This window comes from Sphingobacterium sp. UBA7631 (assembly GCF_002483935.1).
Taxonomy (GTDB): domain Bacteria; phylum Bacteroidota; class Bacteroidia; order Sphingobacteriales; family Sphingobacteriaceae; genus Sphingobacterium; species Sphingobacterium multivorum.
Genome location: NZ_DLIX01000007.1, coordinates 619,243 through 641,381 on the forward strand (window position 1 = coordinate 619,243; position 22,139 = coordinate 641,381).

A 22,139-nucleotide genomic window follows, 5' to 3' on the forward strand; every position below is an offset into this window, starting at 1 on the left:
CTTCTTTAGTCTATCTATTTTGTGTGCCCGTTAGCCTTGACTATCTCCTCCAAAAAAATATACAATCGTACATTCTTTCGCCACTTTGCTCAATCTTCAAATCATAGGGCACATGAAGTGATCACAAAACTAGGCATTTTTAAACGCAAAACGGTCATAGCGAAATCACTATGACCGTTTTTATATCCTATAGCAATAAGATTATTCAAATTACATACGCGGTGGTCTCATTCCGCCTGGGAATCTGTTCTCGCCTTCAGGGTTCCCCATAGCGAATTTTTGGAACTTGTAGGTAAACAAAATCATAAAATATCGTCCCAAACGGTTGGTACGGCTATCTGTAATCATAGATTCGCTCACTGTCCGGGAAACATTCGTTTGCTGATTCAATAAGTCAAATGCTTGTAAACGTACTGTACCACGTTGTTGACTCAAGAACTTCTGCTCAAGGTACGTATTGATGACAAACGGGTTTGCATTGATACCGGCTCCATAACCACTATTGAATTGCTTCGATAGATCCGCTCCGAAAATTGTAGTTTTTGTGATGTTAACAGAGCCAATCAATGTGGGTGTCCAAGAAGAAACATTCGTCGTACGATTTGTCAATGAATTCTCCGTATGATTAAATTGGTAGCGTACTCCCGGATTGATTTCCAAATTCTCCGAAGGGTTGTATCTAAACATCAAACCTTGATTTAATACAATATTCCGGGCAACGTTCTTTTGACCGATGTTATCATCTTTCTCCGTAGAAACATATCCAATATTTTTGTTGTAGGACACCCCGCCCATTAACATAATATTATATGTTTTTTCTTTCAATGACTTTCCGTAATGATAAAAAGAACTCACATTAAATGGTTTATCGCTTGTTTCATTCAAGTAGCGAGTTTCGGATACTAACGTAGAATTTGTTTGTCCAGTTTGATAGTCCATTAAATCATCAAAATAGCTTTTGCTCAAGCTCACAATCTTGTTGTTAGTCAAACCGGCATTAACGAACGCAAAGAAGTTATTTCCTTTTTGAAAATCATTTTTACGGAACCGTACATTCAATTGATGGCTAAATTCCGGATTCAGATTGGCGTTACCGATTACGATACTGGTCCGATTTGTACTCATATCAAAGGGCAAGATCTGCGTTACTGAAGGCTCATTCGGTGTTCCCGAATAATTGACAGAGATATTGGACTGTCTCGAAAATTTATACTCAAAACGTGCAATAGGCATCCAGTTCATATTGTTGCGATGAATTGGAACGACTAAGCCTGAACTGATCGCATCTCCTCTTAATTGGGAAGGTTGAGCTGCTGCTCCAATGGAATAGGTTATTTTATCGCCACTATACAAATAGTTTGCCCCTATTTTATGTGTTGTGAAGGAATAATCGTAATTATAATCAAAATTCAACTTCGGGTCTTCTGCTATAAGGTTTCCATCGCGGTCAAATCCTTGCTGTTTGTTCGAATTATCATACTTATTTTTGTTGAAATCATAGGTAAACTCTACTTTTCCTTTCTCGGAAACAGGTTCAGTATAATTCACCGAGGCTCCTCCATTCCAACTTTTATTATTAGCTTCCAGAATCGTCTTCTCATAGATCGAATCTAAGGGAGCATTTGCATTGTTGGGATCGGCCAACAACCTATCCAGAATGGCATTCTGATCTTTCGTTGTTTTTGCATTATTGAAGTTCATGTTTACAAAAACATTCCTTCCTTTATCATTAAATTTATGATTGTATAAACCGCTAATCCCAAATCTCGGTGCAGTGGAATTGGCAACAATATCTTGCGCCTGAGAATTATTAAATACACTACTACGATACGTGAGCGAATTCGTACCTGTCGTTGCATCGCTCTTGTCGTAGCCAAACTGAGGCGATATTTTGATATAATCTTTCGTTGTAGGCTTCCATTCGACATTTGCTTCGAAACGATGGCTATCACCAACCGTGTTCGAATTGGATGTCACACTGTCCGTCTGCATTATATTAGGCAGTGTATTTTCCTGAAAACGTTGGGATAGTGTTGTATTGTTGCTATGGCTAAAACTATAGCTACCGTAAACAGTCAGTTTATCATTAAAGTCTTTGCGGTAATTCAGTCCTATGGAACCAATTTTTGTCAAACCGTCCGAGCCACCAAACATACCACCACCTCGGCGGCCGCCACCACCCTGGCCACGGCGGGCGCCACCACCTACAGTACTAAAATCGAATAAGGGGGCATTGGTATTGTTCAAATTCCCCAGCACCGAAATTTGTTCACCTTCACGCATCCCCATCCACATACCGGTAGCCTGATAGCGATCTTCTGTTCCCACGCCAGCCCGTAGGGTAGTCATATGCCCAGTATTGTATTTGGGATCTATCTGAATATTCAACACCTTTTCCGAATCACCGTTTTTATTGCCAGTGACATTGGCCATATCACCATAATCATCGATGACCTGCATCTTTTGGATAATATTTGCAGGTAAATTTTGGGTAGCTGTCTTTACATCTCCACCAAAAAAGTCCTTACCATTAATACGAACCCGCTTTACGGATTCACCTTGTGCTGTAACGTTACCATCTTTATCCACTTCGACTCCCTGTAACTTTTTCAACGCGTCTTCCGCAACGGCGCCATCGCGGAGCTTTAGATCTTTCATGGTATATTCCAGGGTATCACTTTTAACAACGACAGTAGGTACTCCATCAACCACAACTTCCTGCAGCATCTGTGAATTCTGTTGTAAAGTTAAACTTGGAATTATATATTTTGACTCGCCTTTAGGAATACTAAATTCCTTTTCAAAGCGCTCGAAGCCTAAGTTTGAAACGGTAATTTTAAAGGTATCGGATTTGACCTTATCAAAGATAAAAATCCCAGCCATATTGGATCCTGTAGTCATAGAATCCAACTTTGACGTCAGCTTAACCGTCGCCCCGGCAACAATTCGATTCTTGTCATCTTTCAAGATTCCCTGTACGCTCTTCGTCTGGCCATAAACAGTCCATCCCATCAGCATACTAAACAACAAAAGCATAAAGCCTCTCATAATATGTATTTTTATATTTCTATAATTGTTAAATCTTTGACACCAAAACTATTGCCCAAGTTTAATATTGAAACAATATGGCCCAGACCGGAACAACTTCTTATTTTGCTAATGAAAATTATTCCATCATATTAATAGTCTAGTGCTCTAAATCTTTACAAAAGAAGACATTATTAGTGTTAATTAATGTAAATGGCCAATATTCACACAGAAGTTACAATAAATAACTCCAAATTTATTTGTAATTTCGGCTATTTTAAGAATCGCATATGCTATTATCTTATTATCAGGAGCAGTGGATTGAAGCCGGTTGTGACGAAGCTGGAAGGGGCTGTCTGGCAGGGCCCGTTTTCGCTGCAGCAGTGATTTTCCCAACAGACTATTACCACGATCTCCTTAACGACTCCAAACAACTTAGTGAGAAAAAAAGGATGATGTTGCGGCCAATTATCGAACGCGAAGCTCTCGCATTTGCAGTTGCCAGTGTTTCAGCCGAAGAAATAGATCGCATAAACATCCATAATGCAAGCTACTTAGCCATGCACAAGGCGCTTGATCTCTTAAAGACCAAAGCGGAGTATATCATCGTTGACGGAAATAAGTTTATTCCCTATCAACAAATTCCGCATACATGTATCGTCAAGGGGGATGGCAAGTATCTGTCGATCGCAGCTGCTTCAATTCTGGCCAAAACTTATCGGGATGAATATATGGACAACATTGCTGTGGATTATCCCCACTACGACTGGCTCAACAACAAAGGGTACCCAACAGTTAAACACAGAACAGCTGTATTGGCGCATGGGTCTACGCCACATCATAGAAAAAGCTTTAGAATAACTGATCCACAACTCAAATTATTCTAAAGCTCACACAATAAAAAGAAACAGCAGCTAAGCCGCTGTTTCTTTTTTATTCCCTTTAAAGGAGAAATATATCGCCGCGCCTATTCCCAATACAAGAACAATAGACGAGATTAAAGTCAATACATTACCCAATTTGTGCGACTCTGGATCAAAAACAAATTCTACCTTATGCGTTCCCGCAGGTAACTGCAGTGCTCTTAAGATATAATCCGCACGAATAATAGGCGTTTCCTTTCCATCCACATAAGCTTTCCACCCTTTATCGTAAAATACTTCAGAAAATACCGCAAAGGCATCATTGGCAGATGTATATTCATATTGCATTTTATCGGGATGGTAGGAGGTCAACTTAATCTCTCCTGTCGTTGAAGCATTCGAAGTTTTAGCCTTAATCTCATTTTGATATTGTTGATTCACAAAGGCCTCCTTATGTGGGTCAAACGAACTGATTGCCTGCATTTCTTCGGCATTTCCTTTCACAAAACTTACCCGATCTACAAACCAAGCATTTCCTGCAGCTGTACTTCTTCTTACAATACGTTGTGACTGATTCTGAGGATCTGTCGTAATCAAATAACGTACGTTGAACATATCCAATACATCTTCGTTCAGGGCGCCATTAAATTGATTTTCCAAAATTTCCTGGAAACGCATTAATTTTGCTGCATGGTATCCGCCTAAGGATTTATGGAAGTAGGACGGACGGGCATCCGAAAACGGATCTGAAGTCAAGTCAAGTACGCGGTAGCTTGGATCTTTATCCATTAAGATCAATTGATCCACTTCACGTTGTTGGAATACTTGCTGTGCTGTAGCACCCTTCTCCATAAAAGATTTGTCATTCAAGAAGCGCTTATCTACACTCCATAAATCAAACAAGAATAAGACGAGCAAAGCCCCTAATAATACACCCTCGCTCAGTTTTTTCTTTAAAAAGACCCAAACAAATCCAGAGGTCAGCAGAACAATGAAAAAGGAACGGTAGGCATCTTTACTCGCGATATCTTTGCGATCCAGAACCAACTGGTTTGCCAACTCTGTCGCAAAGGCCTTATCTCCGATCTGATGCTCTAACATTTCTACCAAATTGCTATGCCCCGCATTTCCAAAATTCAAAAAGAGATCCGGCGTTACGGCAATCAACAGACAGACTCCACCGACACCAATAAAGGTATACAAGATTTTTTTATCTAAGTTTGGTATCTCCTTAGCACGTGTTAACAGTTCGTTTACTGCCATAATCGCCATCATTGGCACGGTAATGGAAACCACAACAAGAATAGATTCAACAGCCCTAAACTTATTGTACATAGGGAAATAGTCAAAGAACAGATCCGATACAAGAGTAAAGTTTTTTCCGAATGACAAAAGCAACGCTAAAATGGTTGTTGCCAAAATCCACCACTTGAAGCGATCCTTGACAATAACAAGCCCCAACACAAATAGGAAGAAAACTCCTGCCCCAAAATACCATGGCCCCGAAGTAAAACGTTTGTCGCCCCAATAGGTTGGCATGCCTTGCGCCATCTGGCCAGCTTGAATCTCCGACGCCCCTCCTCGTTCCATTAGGAACTTAGCGACATGTGATTTCTCGTCCAATTGTCCTCCAGTTGAACCACCATAGGCATTCGGAATTAAAAAGGTAATGGTTTCACCAATCCCTTGGCTCCACTCATAGGCATATTCTTTATCAAGTCCTTTCTCTTTAGCATTGTTGTTATCAACCTTCGTGATATTTGCATGCCCACGCGTGCTTAATTTACTATATTCCCAAGTCGGCAATAAAATAGATGCATTTACCATCAAAGCGATGACCACTGCGATAATCTGCCTTCCTGAAGCGATAAAAAAACCTTTTAATTGCTTTTGTTTAAGCGCATCGATGAACGTGAAAATCACGTATACCATGAGGACTATTAACAGATAATAGGTTGTCTGTAAGTGATTGACGCGAATTTCCAGCGAAAGGAACAACGCCAATAATACAGGCCCCCACAATTTACTTCCCCGATAACACATAATAACCGCAGCAATAACAGGCGGAATAAATGCGATTGCATTGGCCCTTGTTATATGCCCAGCTTCAATATAAATAAAATTATAGGATGTAAATGCAATGGCTATTGCGCCGACTGCGGCAAGCCAGGGTTTGATCCGTAAGACACTAAAAAGGAAATAAGCCCCCAACAAATAAAATAGCACCGTATCCATTGGGCTCGGAAAGGCGAACTTAACCGCTTTTAAGAAATAGGTACCAATGTTATTCTCATTTTCTTGCCAAATTTGATAAGTCGGCATTCCGCCAAACATCGAGTTAGTCCATAAGGGCGCTTTACCATCCTTTGCCTTAAAATCAAATAATTCCTTCTGCGCCGCCTGCGCCTGTACCACATCCGACTGCGCCAGTGTTTTTCCTTGCCAAACAGGGGTAAAATAAAAAAATACGAGCGCAATAAATATCGCAATAACGATCAAATGTGCTGAATTCGCCTTAAACCAATTTTTCATCCGTATAAATTTGTCATTTTAAGGTGATGAATATATCTAATTTATTCAACTTACCAAATAATCGTTCATTCATAACTTGCTTTTCGTTGTATCTATGAACACATTATTCGCGGTTTGATAAATCTCGATGATTTCATTTACCTTCTTAGGTTGTTTAAAAGTCTTAAAAGCCAAACTTAGATAAATTTGTTTTTATATACAATTATAATTATCGCTCAGTGTCCTGTTAACAGCAGGGTATTAACTGTATTGACTCGGCAATCGCTCGCTCTTCCTTTTAAATACATAAATAGAAGGTGTCTAGAAAAATCGGGGCAAGCCTTTGGGCACTCAATAGCTGAAATGTTGCCTTAGCGAGGGACACATAAAAAAGGGAGCAAAATTTTTTGCTCCCTTGTAATTAAGATCTCATTTTTACCGCCGTTCCCGTTGCGCCCACCATCATCATTCCTCCTGTTCCTACCGTCTGGAAGTCCAGTCGAACCCCAACGACCGCATCAGCGCCCAAGGCGCGTGCACGGTCTTCAAGTTCACGCAGCGCTGCTTCACGGGTTTCCTGGAATGCACGTTCATAAGAGTTGGATCTTCCGCCAAAAAAATCGCGAAAGCCCGCCATCATATCCTTGATTGCATTTGCCCCCAGAACCACTTCGGAAGAGACTATTCCCAAATAGCGTTCAATTTGGTGTCCCTCAATAGTACCTGTTGTTGTCAATAACATATTTTATTCTCCTTTTTGAATTAACTTATTAATATTGGATAGCTCACCAAAAACAACCAAAATATCCCCCTCTTCCATGATCGTTTCCGATGCGGCAATTCCTGAAGCTTCTTTTTGTTCTTTAGTCACACCATCCTTTTTCATTTCTGTAATTTTCACGGTGGTTAAGACGATCACCTTGTATAAATTCGTCAGGTTCGCTTCACGCAAGGTCATCCCCACGTAACGCGCCGGAACTTTAGTCTCCACAATAGAGTATTTATCCGAGACTTTAAACGAATCGACAATATCAATATTGTCTAAACGCATTGCCAACCGCTCAGCAGCCTCTTCTTCCGGCATGATATATTCATTGATTTCCATGGCCTCCAACACAGTTTTTTGTAAATCTGAAACAATACGACCAATGATGCGTTTAACTTTCAACTGTTTTAAGAGCGCTACGGTCATGAGCGAAGCTCCCTCATCCTCTCCAATTGCAACAATGACAGCATGAGCATCTTTAAGCGGTAATGACGATACCGCTTCTCGGTCGGTGGTATCTAGGCATACCGTGTGCGTTATCTTGTCCTTTAATTGTTCAACGATACTGAGATTTCGGTCGGCACCAATCACCTCATGCCCGAGTTCAGTAAGATGTACCCCTAAAGAACGTCCAAAATGCCCCAATCCTAAAACAATATACTTCATATCTCAAACTAAAATAAATTTACCTTTATTTCCAAGCTATCTTTCAATTTATATGCTCATATTCCGCTGATAAAGCCATCAAATTTAGCCAAAACGGTCACTTGTCTGCTTAAAACAAGATCTTTTCTTCCGGAAATACAATATTTCTCCGGGTTGTATTTTTAATAAAAGCCACCAATAGCGTCAACATCCCAACACGTCCAACAAGCATTGTCAACGCAATAATTAATTTCCCCCCCATACTGAGCGAGGGTGTAATCCCCAAACTTAATCCACATGTTGTATAGGCTGATAGTGCTTCAAAGAGGAGTGCTTTCATACTCTTATCTGGATCAGTAAAAATGAGCACAAAAAAACTGAATCCAACCACAAAAAACGACAATAAAATAATCGCAAAAGCCTTGTTAACAGATTCGCCGGCTATTCGCCTTTTAAAAATCTCTATATATTCTTTTCCTTTAGCCAGCGAAACAATATTCAACAGTGAAACAGCAACGGTAGTTACCTTTACTCCCCCACCAGTAGATCCGGGAGAGGCCCCGACCCACATCAGCAGCATAATCAAAAAAACAGTTGGTGGCCCAACAAAACTCAAATCAACACTATTGTAACCTGCCGAACGTGCGGCATTGGCCATAAAGAAGGAAGTCGCCCATTCCCCATCGATTCCCTTTTCAAGAGAAAGTGTATTCCCTCGCTCCAAGAAATAGAAAAACAAAGTGGCACCTACAATAATAATCGCATTACAGACCAGCACCAATTTAGAATTAAAGCTAAAGCTCCATGCTTTATGCTTATAGTTTTTCTTTGTGATCCATCGGTGATAATAAAGCAATATGGATTCTTTCATATAGGTGTAGAAATTCAATACTATTCCAAACCCCAGACCGCCCAGAATGAAAAGCGAGGACAATGCCAATTGGAACGGATAATTGAATTTATAGGCTTCATGGGTAATTCCTCCAGATAAGATCGAAAATCCAGCATTACAGAATGACGAAATGGAATGAAAGATCGAAAAGAAAACCATGCTCCCCAAATTTGGGAAATTAGCACTTTCCAAGGTACTAAAGATCAGTATCGCTCCAAGAAATTCAAACAGCAGCGTAATAAAGATCATGGTCAATAGGGTTTTAATGACGGAGGCTACTTTATTTTCACCTAAAATTTCACCAAACATCAATTGATTCTTAAATGAAAATCCGCCCGAAAAAAAATAACCAAAAAAACCTGTAAATGTCATAATACCTAATCCTCCAACCTGTATCAAGACGATGACCACAGTTTGTCCAAACATGCTAAAATTGGTTGAAATATCGGCAACCGACAAGCCAGTGATACAAACAGCGCTTGTTGCCATAAATAAGGCGTCCACAAAACTTAATGGAGCTTCTACCGTAGTTCGCGGCAGCATCAAGAGTACGGTGCCGAGCAAGATCAGAACCAGGAAACTGATGACAAATAATATGGTCGGATTAAAATAAAAATTATCAAAGAAAAGTGTGCTCTTCGATAGCTCCGCGATAAAAATTAAATAGATTCCGAGATAAACCCACTGTTCTCTTGAAAAAACAGCGAGTGCTCCAAATCCTGCAAAACGGGCAATAAGAATAAATACAAAGTAAATGAGAATCACCAGGCCCGAGTAATGCTCCACAGCAATTTTTTTGAGTGCGTAAATGGATGACGACTCGCGGAGAGCAATCATGAAAAAGAGCACAAAGAAAAGATAATGAATTGTTTTACCCAGCAATTTCCCTAATGCAGGATCAGTAACATAGCCTACATTAAATAAAACGATTGCAGCGCAAATCATGCTCACATAGAACATGATTTTGTCTACAAGCCCATTTTTATATTTGAAAACAAATCGGATAAAACTTAAAATCGAATCTATCATAATGTCTCAAACTAAGATAAATCTGTCAATAAATGCAAATCTATCTCCGTTGTATTTTTTGGCGCGCTGACTAAACCAAGGCAACCTTTCCACGTGAAACGGATCTTTAATTTCCTGCCCCTTCTTTCTCGAGTTCCTTTTCAGCTTTTTCACGGTCACGCTTCCGTTTCTCTTCAATCTTTGCCGCCTCTTTGGCCTCATCTTCTTTTTCTTCCTTCAGCAACTCCTCAGGCGTTTTGTGCTTCTTAAATATACTTGAAATCATTTTCTTGGCCTTGCTGATTCCCCCAACGACTTTTTCAACTTTTCCAGCTGTGTTCATCAGTTTAGCTTCCCGTTCTGGACCAAGGCCGACACATTGCTTAATTCCAACCAACAAAGTCTGCCACATCGCTTTAAAAAATGGATGATTGGGGTCCCTGCGCTTATTGATATGCCCTACCGTATATTTACCGTATAAATCCGGATTGCCCGGATTAAACAACACCTGATTAATCATAAAAGACAGCAGCCCCTTTTTTTCTCGACGACCGTCATCACCTGGCTCCGACAGGATATTAACTTTGAGGTCATCATAATCCATTTTAAAGGTTCCTTTACTACGGTAATCGTTAGCCCATATGTCAAATGTAATCTGACTGAGATTGCCCGATTTAACCTCAACATTTAACAATGGCCGGATCATCTTATTAACGACCGTTAGATCCATTTTCCCAAGTGTGCCCTTGTAGGTATAGGCCCCAACTTTAGAGGTCATATCAAAAACAAAATTGGTAGAAAGCTTGCCCGCATTCATAAAATTGCTGCTCAAATTTGCACGCATGAGCTTCTGCTTAATCAATTTTGTCGAATCATTTGTCACATTCAATATCGTGCCATACGTGTGATCAAAAGTAATGGTACCGATTTGACTATACTCATCACTCATTTCAGCATACGTAATTCCTATATTATCTAAAATTAATGAATCAATTCCCAAGCGTGTCGACATCTGCATTAATTTCATGTGCGGAGCATTTCCAATCTGACTGGTTGGTGGGCTTTTATAATGTTTATCACTATAAATCGAAAGAGAACCATTTTTTAAGCGTACATTTTGTGCATATATTTTCTTATCACGAGAAAGCTCGGCAAAATTGAATCCCGTCAAAAGCAGGGTATCCATTTTCAGCACCATATAGCTTCCACCTTCACCTTTCTTCCGGTAATAAGCAGCCTTATTCAGCGTCGGCTGATAAGCAACTTTAGTCAACAGGACATTGCGATTTTTACTATTGATTTTCAACTGATCAAAGTTTACTTTATAAAACCCGTCCGGAGTTTTATAGGTAAAACCAGGAACCTCAATATCAATCATTTTCGTATGATAAAAGCGCTGCTTGTCTCGCTCAGAAGTCGAATCGATTAAAACGTCATCTATACGAACCTTGACCTTCTTGACTTCGAAATCTTGATAAACCCCTTTTTGGACCTGCGTATATTTAAAATCGATATCATTCAAATTGACAGCCCGAACCTGAATTTTTTTCAGATTATCCTTTATCTTCTCATACAATGGTTTTTTAGGCCCCCTACTCACCGTATCGTTATAACGGTGTACCTCATTGATGACATGAATCGTTGGTGTTTCGACGGTGATATCATTCAAAAAAAGTTCCTTATCCATTAATACCCTTCGGATACCAAAGCTTTTTATTTTCAGCCTATTGATGGAAATTTCAAAGCGGTTATCTGGCGCTTTTTTGACCAACTCCAACTTTTTATATACGGAACTGTCTGAGACGAGCTGCAGATTGTCTATTGTTATATTGCCTAATAATAGGTTGACGTGGATATCGTCGTATGTAATAGTATACAAATTGTCCGTTGCTTGAGACACCAGCTGCTTGATTTTAGTATCTAAAAGGGGCTTCCACTTACTGCTAAAATACCAAATACCACCAGCCAACGCCAGTAGGATAAACGCTACAATACCAAGAATCCATTTGAAAATAGGCTTCATAAAGTCACAATCTCTTTGTAATTTCGTCTTTATTTTATTGAATAACAAACAAAATTAAGCCCATTTTGTTTGAATTACGACTAAATAAAGTGAATATGCTGCGTAAAACACAACTATTTTTATTTCTTGTACTACTATCTCTACTTTTTTTAGGTTCCTGCACCAAAACAAAGCATGAAACGGGCTTCTATTTTTGGAAGACCGTATTTCAGTTAGATACCGCAGAAAGCCGCTCCTTAAAAGAAATTGACGCGAAATCTATCTATGTCCGCATCATGGATATTGATCTCGATCCATCCGGTGTACAAGCCGTCCCTATTAGCCCCATTACGTTTACGCAACCTTTCCCCAAAGAACAGCAATTGATTCCTGTAGTATTCGTCAACCAACGTGTTTTTGCAGAGATGGATAGCCTGCAGATCAGGGGAGTGGCAAATAAGATTGTTCCGTTTGTGACGGCTAAAATACAACAAGCCGGGAAAGAAAAATTTACCGAACTCCAACTGGACTGCGATTGGACAAAGACATCCCGTGATAAATTTTTCTATCTGCTCAGCTATTTGCAGCAATTACCGGCATTAAAAGATGTTATCGTGAGCTCTACGCTGCGGCTCCACCAAGTCAAAAATACGGTCACCAGCGGAATTCCGCCTGTGAAAAAAGCGATGTTGATGTGTTACAACATGGGAAATCTCAGACAATTTGGCAATCAGAACTCCATTTTAAATCAACAGGACCTCAAGACCTATCTAAGCGGAACATTACGCAACTATCCCATGGAAATGGATATTGCATTACCGCTATTTCAGTGGTTTGTCGTTTTCAGAAATAATAATTACATCGGTATTTCAAAACATATCAACGAAGAGGATATTAAAGACTCGGCGTTATTTACCCATAACCCCAATACGAACCTCTATATTTTAACAAAGGATCTCCCAAAAGCAAACCTTAAAAAGGGAGATGTTATACGTTTTGAATCCATCAATCAGGATGAACTCCTACAAACGGCAAAATTTTTGAAGGGAGAGCTGAAAGGAAAAGAACACCGGATTATTTTTTATCATTTAGATCAAGCTACACTAGCAAACCATGGCAATGCCGAATTACAAAAAATTATTGCTGCTTTCTAGCACTACATTAGCTTTCTTCTTTGGAGAGATTGCAACCAATATCGCCTGTGGTCCTGAAGTGGATCCTTACGACAATCAAACGACATATTATCTCCCCAATCTGGAGGACAATGGATTTTCTGCCTTTCAATTCATCCCCTACCAATTTCTTTATACGGAGGAAGCACCAGTCAAAGAAAGTTTAATCAATTCCGAAACTTGGGTGAAGCACCTCGGTTCCCAGGTCAAGGTTAAGGATGTCGAGCAATTGATGTACAACAGCAACGCTGCAACCGCTAATTTAGCGAGCAATCAACAAAAGTCGACTTGGATCAACCTGCCAGATTCCATTAAAGGAAATACGTTCTTAAGCACATTGATTGACGGAAAACATGAAGCTGAACGCGCTTATTTTATGTTCACCAAAAAGCAGGAACCCATCACGAATATTCAACATAACTATTGGGATCCGGATACCCGAAATTTCAAAGAAATCACACAATTAGCTGAACTCGCCGAACAGCAGATCCCCAAGTACCCCAAAAATAGCTTTCTCTATATCCGCTATGCTTATCAAGCTGCCCGTTTATATCTATTTGGGCAGGAATACGCCAAGAGCATGACGATTTATGAAAAGTACCTGCAATCTGCTAAGGGAGACGAAGCTATCCTCAATTGGGCACTATCCAACTATGCGGGGGCTGTCCGCAAAAATGGTGATCCTGCAAGGGCAGCTTATCTCTTTTCCAAATTATTCACCGCCAGTCCGGAAAGGCGTATCCTCGCATATGCTAATTTCCATTATATTACAGCCAGCGATGCCGAGATATTTCAATATGCAAAAAATGATGCCGATAAATTCAACATCAATGCGATCATTGGCTTTGGAACAAGTGACTATGCCCTGAAATATCTGAGCGACTGCTATCAGCTCGATCCTGCTAACACCGTCAATGCGGTACTATTAGGACGCGAAGTCAATAAGATAGAAACAGAAATGAACGAGTCTTTTTACCTCAGTAGCGATAATTATAATTACTACAGTAAAAATGACGATAAAGGAAAGGTTAAACTACATCTGGATTCGCTCCGCAATTTTGCGCTAAAACTTTATCGCGACAAAAAATATGTTCAACCCCAATTGGGCCTTATTACTGCTGCCTACCTAAGTTGGATGAATAAGGAAAATGCTTTAGCAAAAGAATACCTTGCTGGAATAAAAGAGACTGACCTCAGTCCAAAATTGATTGATCAGCTTCAAATTACCCGATTGCTCACACAATTGACGGACTGGCAAAGCAGTAAGCAGCTGGATGAAGTTCAATTGACCAAAACCTTATCGTGGTTAGAAGAAAAAGCAAAACTAGATGGTAAAGAAGATATCCGCAAACAAAACTGGGGTTATAGTGCTTTTGAATACAGCAACTATAGTTTAATCTGCCGGAACATTTTACAAAATCTTGTTGTAAAACACTATTTGAACACACAAGACACCGCTATGGCTAGTTTAGCTGCTGTAAAGGCAGATGCTTTTTACAACTATGGCTTTGTGAAAGACTCATTGGAAGATAATATGCAGTGGACAACAATGCACTTTTGGGAAAATAGCCTTACACCTAAAACGCTGTTAAAAATAAGGAATTTATTGTCGGACAATTCCCAACAGAACACCCTGTCTAAATTCTTATTGAAAGATATCAAACATTTTAATAGGGATTATCTCACCGAATTACTGGGTACAACTTATTTGCGCGAACTGGATTTCCAAAAAGCAGCAAAAACATTAGCAGCACTTCCTAAAGACCATAAAATAAAGGAAATTAAAAACTGGTATAGCACGGATGAAGATGACATCAAACCCAATCCCTTTATTGTGACGATAAATGACTATCCAAAAAAATACGGAAAGGAAAATACAACCAAACTAAAATATGCTGAACGGATGGCGCGGTTGGAAAATGCGATAAAAACGGAAAAAGACAATCAGAAAAAAGCGGAATATTACTTTCAAATGGCTACAGGTATCTATCAGACAAGTACCTACGGCAATGCATGGTCCATCGTATCCTACGATTGGTCATCGACAGATAACCATGCTCCCTCAACACTCCATTGGCAACGAAACTACCTACAGACTAAATCGGCAAAGGAATGGTATAGCAAAGCGCGCGCGCTCAGTTCCAATAAAGAATTCAAGGCTAAATGCACTTTTATGCTGGCCAAATGCGAACAAAAGGATTTTGTTTATACCAATGAATCGCGTTGGCAGTATTATGATTCACCTTTGAAAAATCCTTTTTACCGCTTTTCAATGCAAAATAGGTACTTCAAAGAATTGAGCACACAATATAAAGATACCCCATTCTTTACCATCGCGTCAAAAGAGTGTACCTATCTTCGCGACTTTTTAAACTTGACACAAGCGATACAATAAGGGCTGCCGCCTACCTTGCTTTATAAAAATATAGCGCCTNNAGGCGCTATATTTTTATAAAGATTAAGATCTACTATCTTCATTATGATATATACTGAGGTAGCTATCATAGCGGGAACTCTCAATATAGCCTTCTTCCACAGCCTCCATAATGACACAACCGGGTTCATTGATATGCCTGCAATTATGAAATCGACATTGATTCATCAACGCGCGCATCTCTGGAAAAAAATGGGATAGCTCCTGTTTTTCTATATCGACAATTCCCAACTCACGAATACCAGGCGTATCAATTAACTTCCCTCCAAAAGGAAGATCAAACATTTCAGCAAAAGTAGTTGTATGCTTTCCTTTGTCAGACCAATCGGAGATTTCACCAGTTTTCAACCCGTATTCAGGAACGATTGCATTGATCAACGTTGATTTGCCAACCCCAGAATGACCTGATACCAAGGTTATTTTATCTTTAAGCAGTTGCTTGACAACGTCGATATTGGTACCGGTTAACGCAGAAACCTCGAAACAGGGATAGCCAATATGTTCATAAATAGCTTTATAGTCTGCCAATATCTCCAACCCTTCATCACTAAAAAGATCCAATTTATTGAAAATAATTACGGCAGGAATTCCGTAGGCCTCCGTTGTTACTAGAAAGCGATCGATAAAACCTAAAGATGTTGGCGGCGAGGCAAGTGTCACCACTAAAAAAGCTTGATCCAGATTTGCTCCGATAATTTGAGTTTGTTTGGACAAATTGACGGATTTTCGAATGATATAATTTCGACGAGGTTCCAGTTCGTGAATGACCGCACTATCCTGATCAGGTTCCACATCAAAATGTACCCAATCCCCCACAGCAACAGGATTAGTCGTTTTTATTCCTTTAGTACGAAACTTTCCTTTAATACGACAATCGTATCTTTTATCATCTTCGCCCAAAACTTGATACCAACTACCTGTCGATTTAGTTACCAGTCCTCTCATAAATCCTGTTGCATTAAATGTGTCATAGTACAAAAATCGGAAAAATTTATTAAACTTACCCTTTGATGAATTTCTTACCTTTGTAAGGAGACTAAAATTCAATTTTGTGAAAAAACTATTTCTTCTAGATGGAATGGCTCTGATATATAGAGCTTATTTTGCATTGAGCAAAACTCCCCGAATTACCTCAACAGGGTTAAATACAGGAGCAATCATGGGATTTACCAATACCCTATTGGATGTATTGAAAAATCAGCAACCTTCCCACATAGCAGTAGTGTTCGACACGGCGGCACCTACCGCACGACATATTGAATTTGAAGCTTATAAAGCACATCGCGAATCTATGCCAGAAGACCTTGCGGCCTCTATCCCCTATATCAATCGCTTAATTGAGGGCTTCAATATTCCGATCATCACCATGGATGGTTACGAGGCCGACGATATTATCGGTACGCTGGCAAAAAAGGCTGAAAAGCAAAATTTTCAGGTCTATTGCATGACACCGGATAAAGATTTCGGGCAACTTGTGTCTGAAAATATCTTTATCTATAAACCTGCACGCATGGGTAATGGAGCAGAAGTACAAGGTGTCAAAGAGATTCTTGAAAAATGGGAAATTTCTGACGTTTGCCAGGTCATCGATATCCTTGGTCTTTGGGGCGATGCCGTCGACAATATCCCTGGTATACCTGGAATTGGAGAAAAAACAGCGAAAAAACTTGTTCAGGAATACGGATCTGTCGAAGGCATTATCGCTAACGCGGATCAGCTTAAAGGAAAAATGCGCGAGAACGTGGAGAATTTTGCAGAACAAGGGCTTATCTCCAAAAAATTAGCCACTATTTTATTGGATGTACCCATTGAACTTGATGAAAAATCGCTAGAACTGGAAGACCCAAACAAAGAAATCCTTGAACCACTATTTGCAGAATTGGAATTCCGAACACTTGGAAAACGAGTTTTCGGCGATGAATTCTCCGTACTTGACAAGAGCATTCCTACAAATGGGCAAATGGATTTATTTTCGACAACAACGACGACAATTACCACGACCGAAATTGTCACTGAAATCAGTGTCGAAAATGTCGCAATAAATAATATACATAATACAACACATGAGTATGTTTTGGCCGACACAGCGGAAAAACAAGTAGCGCTAGCCGAACAGCTTGCGTCTTTAGATAGTTTTTGTTTCGACACAGAAACAACAGGATTGGATGCAAACCTTGCCGATATTGTGGGCTTATCATTTTCTTTTGAAAACGCTAAAGCGTATTATGTCCCAACACCTGCCGATCGTGAGGGTGCTCAAGCTATAGTCGATATTTTCAAGCCAGTTCTAGAAAACCCAAACATCGAGAAAATAGGACAAAACATCAAATACGATATTTTGTTATTAGCACGCTATGGTGTAAAGGTACAAGGTTCCCTTTTTGATACCATGCTTGCACATTATCTAATTGATCCAGATACCCGCCACGGGATGGATGTACTTGCAGAAAATTACCTGAATTACAGCCCGGTATCAATCACCGAACTTATCGGTGAAAAGGGAAAGAAGCAAGGGAATATGCGCGACGTTGAAGTCGAAAAAGTAAAAGAATATGCTGCTGAAGATGCAGACATTACCCTACAGCTAAAAAATGTGTTTCAACCCCTTCTTGTCGAGACCAACACCATGCAGCTCGCTCAGGATGTCGAATTCCCATTAGTCTATATACTCGCTGAAATTGAACGAAACGGTGTAAAAATAGATGTTCCGGCACTTGAAGAGTTTTCAAAAACACTGGATCAGGACATTAAAAATCTCGAGGAATCCATCTTTGAGAAAGCGGGCGTAAATTTCAATATCGCCTCCCCTAAGCAATTGGGAGAAGTCTTATTCGATAAACTGCAACTGGATCCTAAAGCTAAAAAAACAAAAACAGGACAATATAAAACAGGTGAAGATGTATTATTGGCATTGGCCCATAAATCAGATATCGTCCAAGATATCTTGAACTTTAGGCAGATGCAAAAACTCAAATCTACCTATGTTGATGCGCTACCTGAATTGATAAACCCCGAAACAGGGCTCATTCATACGTCATATAATCAAGCGGTTGCCGCAACAGGCCGTCTGAGCTCAACTAATCCGAACTTGCAAAATATCCCGATCCGTACCGAACGGGGAAGAGAAGTCAGAAAAGCCTTTATCCCAAGATCTGAAAACAACGTGATCCTCTCAGCCGATTATTCACAGATTGAACTCCGCCTGATTGCCGAACTCAGTAAAGATCAGAATATGATGGAAGCATTTAGTCAAGGTCACGATATCCACCGGGCAACAGCCGCGAAAGTCTATAATGTGGATTTTGATGCCGTTACTTCTGAACAACGTCGCAACGCGAAAGCAGTTAACTTTGGCATTATCTATGGCCAGTCGGCCTTCGGCCTTTCCCAAAACCTTGGCATATCTCGTAAAGAAGCATCCGATATCATCAATGAATATTTTAACCAATATACAGGAATAAAAAAATACATGAGTGATGCCGTCGAGTCTGCAAAAGAGAAGGGTTACGTTGAAACAATTTTAAAACGAAGACGTTATTTGAGAGATATCAATTCTGCAAACATGACCGTTCGCGGATTCGCTGAAAGAAACGCAATTAATGCTCCGATCCAAGGATCGGCAGCAGATTTGATCAAACTTGCCATGATCGCGATTCAGAAGGAAATTGAACAGCGAGGTTTAACAGGTAAAATGATCATGCAGGTGCATGATGAATTGGTTTTTGACGTACCTAAAGACGAGATCGAGGTATTCAAAAAAATTATTTTGGACAAAATGTCCAATGCTATAAAAACAAGTGTTCCTTTGATCGTAGAAATTGGAGAAGGCAAAAATTGGCTAGAAGCACACTAAAGTTATGATTAGAAAATTCATCCATATCTTATTATTATTGTCTGTGTGCAGCTTTACAAACCTGTATGCACAGGATGAAAAACCTGTATTCTATGAAAAATTAGACCAGGGATTGATTCGTTTTTATTTTGACAAATATTATTATTTGGTTTCAAAAGAGTGCGAGTTTAAAACGATTGAACGTGTGAGCAAATTTGATTTTGCAAAGCAAGTCTTTGACGGAGAGTTTCGCGATTTTGCGCCAAATGGAGCGAGAATACTCATTGGTTCCTATAAAGATGGTAAAAAAGAAGGCGTATTTCAAGCCTTCCATCCAAATGGAGTGCTGAAATGGGAAGTAAATTTCCAAAACAACCACCCGACCGGTGATTGGAAATATTACTACCCGGATGGAAAACCGCTATTGACCATAACCTATAGTGAACAAGGCTACTTTATAAAAGATTACTGGGACAACAGGGGCAAACAGGAAGTAATAAATGGCGAAGGCAACTATGAATTTTCTATTCCGTTTGAAGGATTTACTGAATTTGGTTTTGATTTCTACCTACGCAAAGGAAAGGTGAAAAGCGGCAGGCCACAGGGAAACTGGAATACATATTTCTACAATGTAGGTCAGCAACCCGTTTACGCTATGACACAACGCTTTGCAAATGGTGTGCTCACAATGACCTATGATGACAATGGAGACCTAAATAATGAGGATTTCATGTCGCTAAGCATCCTCCCTTATGACTATTTTATACGAGCGGAACTATTTAACGGTAAGTCTTGCAGCTTTGATGATTATTCCAATTTTTATGCTTTCTTAACTAAACGTTTTAATGACAATCTCAATAAAACCGGACTAGATATCACCAAACAGGTTAATTTTTCTTACCTCGTGGAAGTAAAGAAAACCGGAATGGCTAATCTAAAGAGTCTCAAGTTAATATCAGATTCCGGAAACGAGTCTTTCGATGGCATTTTGAGTCGTATTGCGAGAAGTATTGACTTCTATTTCCCTACGTATAAAGACAATCAGCCTCAAGACGACCTCATCAGAGTATCTGGCGGAATCACACAGGGTAACGACGGAAAAATCTATACCCATTCAATTAAAATCGAAAGACAAATAGACAATTCGAGTAAATAATTATCTTTGCAGAAATAAATAGATATGAAATTTCATAAAGAAGGATATACCACATTAGCGATCGCTGTACTTTTTATCTTCATTATCAATGCCGTTGCGGATTATTATGACGCTCCGCAATACGCCAAATGGTTTATTTATGCGCTATCAGCATTCCTATTCATCACAGTTGTCCAGTTTTTCAGAAGTCCCAGAAAAGTGGTCAACCCGCAGGATGACGTGATTCTTTGTCCAGCGGATGGAAAAGTTGTTGTTATCGAAGAAACTGAGGAAAATGAGTATTTCCACGATAAGCGGATACAGGTATCTATATTTATGTCTCCTGTCAATGTCCATGTCAACAGAAACCCAATCAGTGGTTTAGTCACGTTCTTTAAATACCATCCCGGCAAGTTTCTGGTGGCTTGGCACCCCAAATCATCTACAGATAACGAAAGAACAACAGTCGTTGTCAAAGATAAAGCTGGTCGGGAGGTTCTTTTCCGCCAGATTGCAGGAGCCTTAGCGCGTCGCATTGTATGGTATGTAAAAGAAAAAGACGAAGTCGTGCAAGGCAATGAGTTTGGTTTTATCAAATTCGGTTCCCGCGTAGATCTATTTCTTCCTTTAGGCACAGAAATCAATGTTAACATTGGTGACAAGGTTACTGGAGCAAAAACGATTATCGGAAAATTTTAACAATTTATTAATATCATTATAAGTAACTTAGGCTCCAAATCAGGGGCCTTTTTTATTCTGCAAATGAACTTTAAACAATTATTACTGGCAAACTCCGCAGCTGTCGGCATTGCAATATCTACGATCAGCTTTTATTATAAACATGATCTACAGACAGCGCTGATCATTTTCTTTGTTGCTGTGGTAACGAGTTTCCTCCTATTTAACTATCTATTTGAAAAATATATATATCGTAGACTCAATACGATGTATAAACTGATTCATAACCTTAAACTCGGCAAGGATCTTAAAGATGCTATCGGAGAACATGTCAGTGAGGATCCTATCACAGATGCTGAGAACGAAGTCAAAGCATGGGCAAAAGATAAAAAAAATGAGATAGAGCAGTTAAAATCACAAGAGAAATTCCGCAGAGAGTTTTTATCAAACATTTCTCATGAATTCAAAACGCCTTTATTTGCCACGCAAGGTTACATTGAGACCCTGCAAGATGGCCTGATGGAAGAAGACATGGAAATGGCCAAGAATTTCTTAGATAAGGCTGCCCGGAATCTAGACCGGCTAAATTACCTGATTCAGGATCTTGATGAAATATCCAAACTGGAATCCGGAAAAATGGTCCTGAATATAGAAAAATTTGATATCGTCGACCTCATTAAAGACACCACCTACTCTCTTGAAGACAAAGCTAAACAACACAATATCAAAATAGAATTCAAACCCAAAGCGGGTACACCCCATTGGGTTAAAGCTGACCGCAATAAAATTCATCAGGTATTATACAACCTGATAGACAATTCCCTAAAGTATGGAAAAGAGGGCGGGACAACTAAAATTAAGATTTTCCCACTGTTTGAACAGGTTCTTATCGAAATTACAGACGACGGTTATGGCATCGAAGAAAAAAATCTAAGCCGTGTATTCGAGCGCTTTTTTCGAACTGATAAGAGCCGATCACGCGATATTGGAGGATCAGGATTAGGATTGGCTATCGTAAAGCACATTGTCGAAGCACATCAGCAAAACGTAAATGTGCGTAGTACAGAAGGGATTGGAACAACATTTGGCTTTACTTTACAAAAAGTTCAGTCCGGTAATTAAACAATTGATGACACTTTTGTGTTTAAACAAAATCAATGTTAACATTAACTTA

The 22,139-nt window shown here is 39.6% G+C and carries 14 protein-coding genes; 7 read left to right on the plus strand and 7 right to left on the minus strand.

Going from position 1 to position 22,139, the window contains the following annotated elements:
• Nucleotides 1–210 precede the first annotated feature (210 nt).
• On the minus strand, nucleotides 211–3,048 hold the full coding sequence (locus tag B3P16_RS14525; protein ID WP_286843387.1) for an outer membrane beta-barrel protein: 2,838 nt from the start codon (nucleotides 3,046–3,048) through the stop codon (nucleotides 211–213).
• A 269-nt stretch (nucleotides 3,049–3,317) separates the two neighbouring features.
• Here B3P16_RS14525 and B3P16_RS14530 point away from each other — a divergent pair, with 269 nt between their 5' ends.
• Nucleotides 3,318–3,914, plus strand: a complete 597-nt coding sequence (locus B3P16_RS14530; RefSeq protein ID WP_070560938.1) for a ribonuclease HII — start codon at nucleotides 3,318–3,320, stop codon at nucleotides 3,912–3,914.
• Between the two features lie 27 nt (nucleotides 3,915–3,941).
• Here the strand turns inward: B3P16_RS14530 and B3P16_RS14535 are convergent, their stop codons facing one another.
• The 5 genes from B3P16_RS14535 to B3P16_RS14555 all read right to left on the minus strand — a co-directional run bounded on the left by B3P16_RS14535 (nucleotide 3,942) and on the right by B3P16_RS14555 (nucleotide 11,735).
• Nucleotides 3,942–6,422, minus strand: a complete 2,481-nt coding sequence (locus B3P16_RS14535; protein ID WP_286771219.1) for a YfhO family protein — start codon at nucleotides 6,420–6,422, stop codon at nucleotides 3,942–3,944.
• A gap of 400 nt (nucleotides 6,423–6,822) precedes the next feature.
• On the minus strand, nucleotides 6,823–7,143 hold the full coding sequence (locus B3P16_RS14540) for a YbjQ family protein (protein WP_046673052.1): 321 nt from the start codon (nucleotides 7,141–7,143) through the stop codon (nucleotides 6,823–6,825).
• A 3-nt stretch (nucleotides 7,144–7,146) separates the two neighbouring features.
• Nucleotides 7,147–7,833: a potassium channel family protein gene (locus tag B3P16_RS14545; protein WP_046673051.1), complete on the minus strand. Its 687-nt coding sequence runs from the start codon at nucleotides 7,831–7,833 to the stop codon at nucleotides 7,147–7,149.
• A 109-nt stretch (nucleotides 7,834–7,942) separates the two neighbouring features.
• Nucleotides 7,943–9,733 carry a TrkH family potassium uptake protein gene (locus tag B3P16_RS14550; protein WP_286709827.1) on the minus strand — a complete coding sequence of 597 codons (1,791 nt, stop codon included), beginning with the start codon at nucleotides 9,731–9,733 and terminating at the stop codon, nucleotides 7,943–7,945.
• Nucleotides 9,734–9,839: 106 nt separating this feature from the next.
• Nucleotides 9,840–11,735, minus strand: coding sequence for a hypothetical protein (locus tag B3P16_RS14555; protein WP_286771218.1), 1,896 nt, complete (start codon nucleotides 11,733–11,735; stop codon nucleotides 9,840–9,842).
• Between the two features lie 95 nt (nucleotides 11,736–11,830).
• On the opposite strand from B3P16_RS14555, the gene B3P16_RS14560 reads away from it, so the two are divergent.
• Complete coding sequence (locus tag B3P16_RS14560) at nucleotides 11,831–12,868, plus strand: hypothetical protein (protein ID WP_286771217.1); 1,038 nt, start codon at nucleotides 11,831–11,833, stop codon at nucleotides 12,866–12,868.
• Nucleotides 12,828–15,281 (plus strand): hypothetical protein, encoded by a 2,454-nt coding sequence (locus tag B3P16_RS14565; protein ID WP_286752837.1) that lies wholly within the window; start codon nucleotides 12,828–12,830, stop codon nucleotides 15,279–15,281. Before B3P16_RS14560 ends, B3P16_RS14565 begins: the two co-directional genes overlap by 41 nt.
• 63 nt (nucleotides 15,282–15,344) lie before the next feature.
• Here B3P16_RS14565 and rsgA read toward each other — a convergent pair whose 3' ends face one another.
• A complete protein-coding gene (rsgA, locus tag B3P16_RS14570) occupies nucleotides 15,345–16,265 on the minus strand; it encodes a ribosome small subunit-dependent GTPase A (RefSeq protein ID WP_115046310.1) in 921 nt (306 codons plus the stop codon).
• A 106-nt stretch (nucleotides 16,266–16,371) separates the two neighbouring features.
• Here rsgA and polA point away from each other — a divergent pair, with 106 nt between their 5' ends.
• The 4 genes from polA (at nucleotide 16,372) to B3P16_RS14590 (ending at nucleotide 22,087) form a co-directional block, all read left to right on the plus strand.
• Nucleotides 16,372–19,173 (plus strand): DNA polymerase I, encoded by a 2,802-nt coding sequence (gene polA / locus B3P16_RS14575; protein WP_201639964.1) that lies wholly within the window; start codon nucleotides 16,372–16,374, stop codon nucleotides 19,171–19,173.
• Nucleotides 19,174–19,177: 4 nt separating this feature from the next.
• Nucleotides 19,178–20,308 (plus strand): toxin-antitoxin system YwqK family antitoxin, encoded by a 1,131-nt coding sequence (locus tag B3P16_RS14580; protein ID WP_286752839.1) that lies wholly within the window; start codon nucleotides 19,178–19,180, stop codon nucleotides 20,306–20,308.
• Between the two features lie 24 nt (nucleotides 20,309–20,332).
• Nucleotides 20,333–20,986 (plus strand): phosphatidylserine decarboxylase family protein, encoded by a 654-nt coding sequence (locus B3P16_RS14585; RefSeq protein ID WP_046671639.1) that lies wholly within the window; start codon nucleotides 20,333–20,335, stop codon nucleotides 20,984–20,986.
• 63 nt (nucleotides 20,987–21,049) lie between these two features.
• Nucleotides 21,050–22,087 carry a sensor histidine kinase gene (locus B3P16_RS14590; protein ID WP_046671638.1) on the plus strand — a complete coding sequence of 346 codons (1,038 nt, stop codon included), beginning with the start codon at nucleotides 21,050–21,052 and terminating at the stop codon, nucleotides 22,085–22,087.
• Nucleotides 22,088–22,139: the final 52 nt, after the last annotated feature.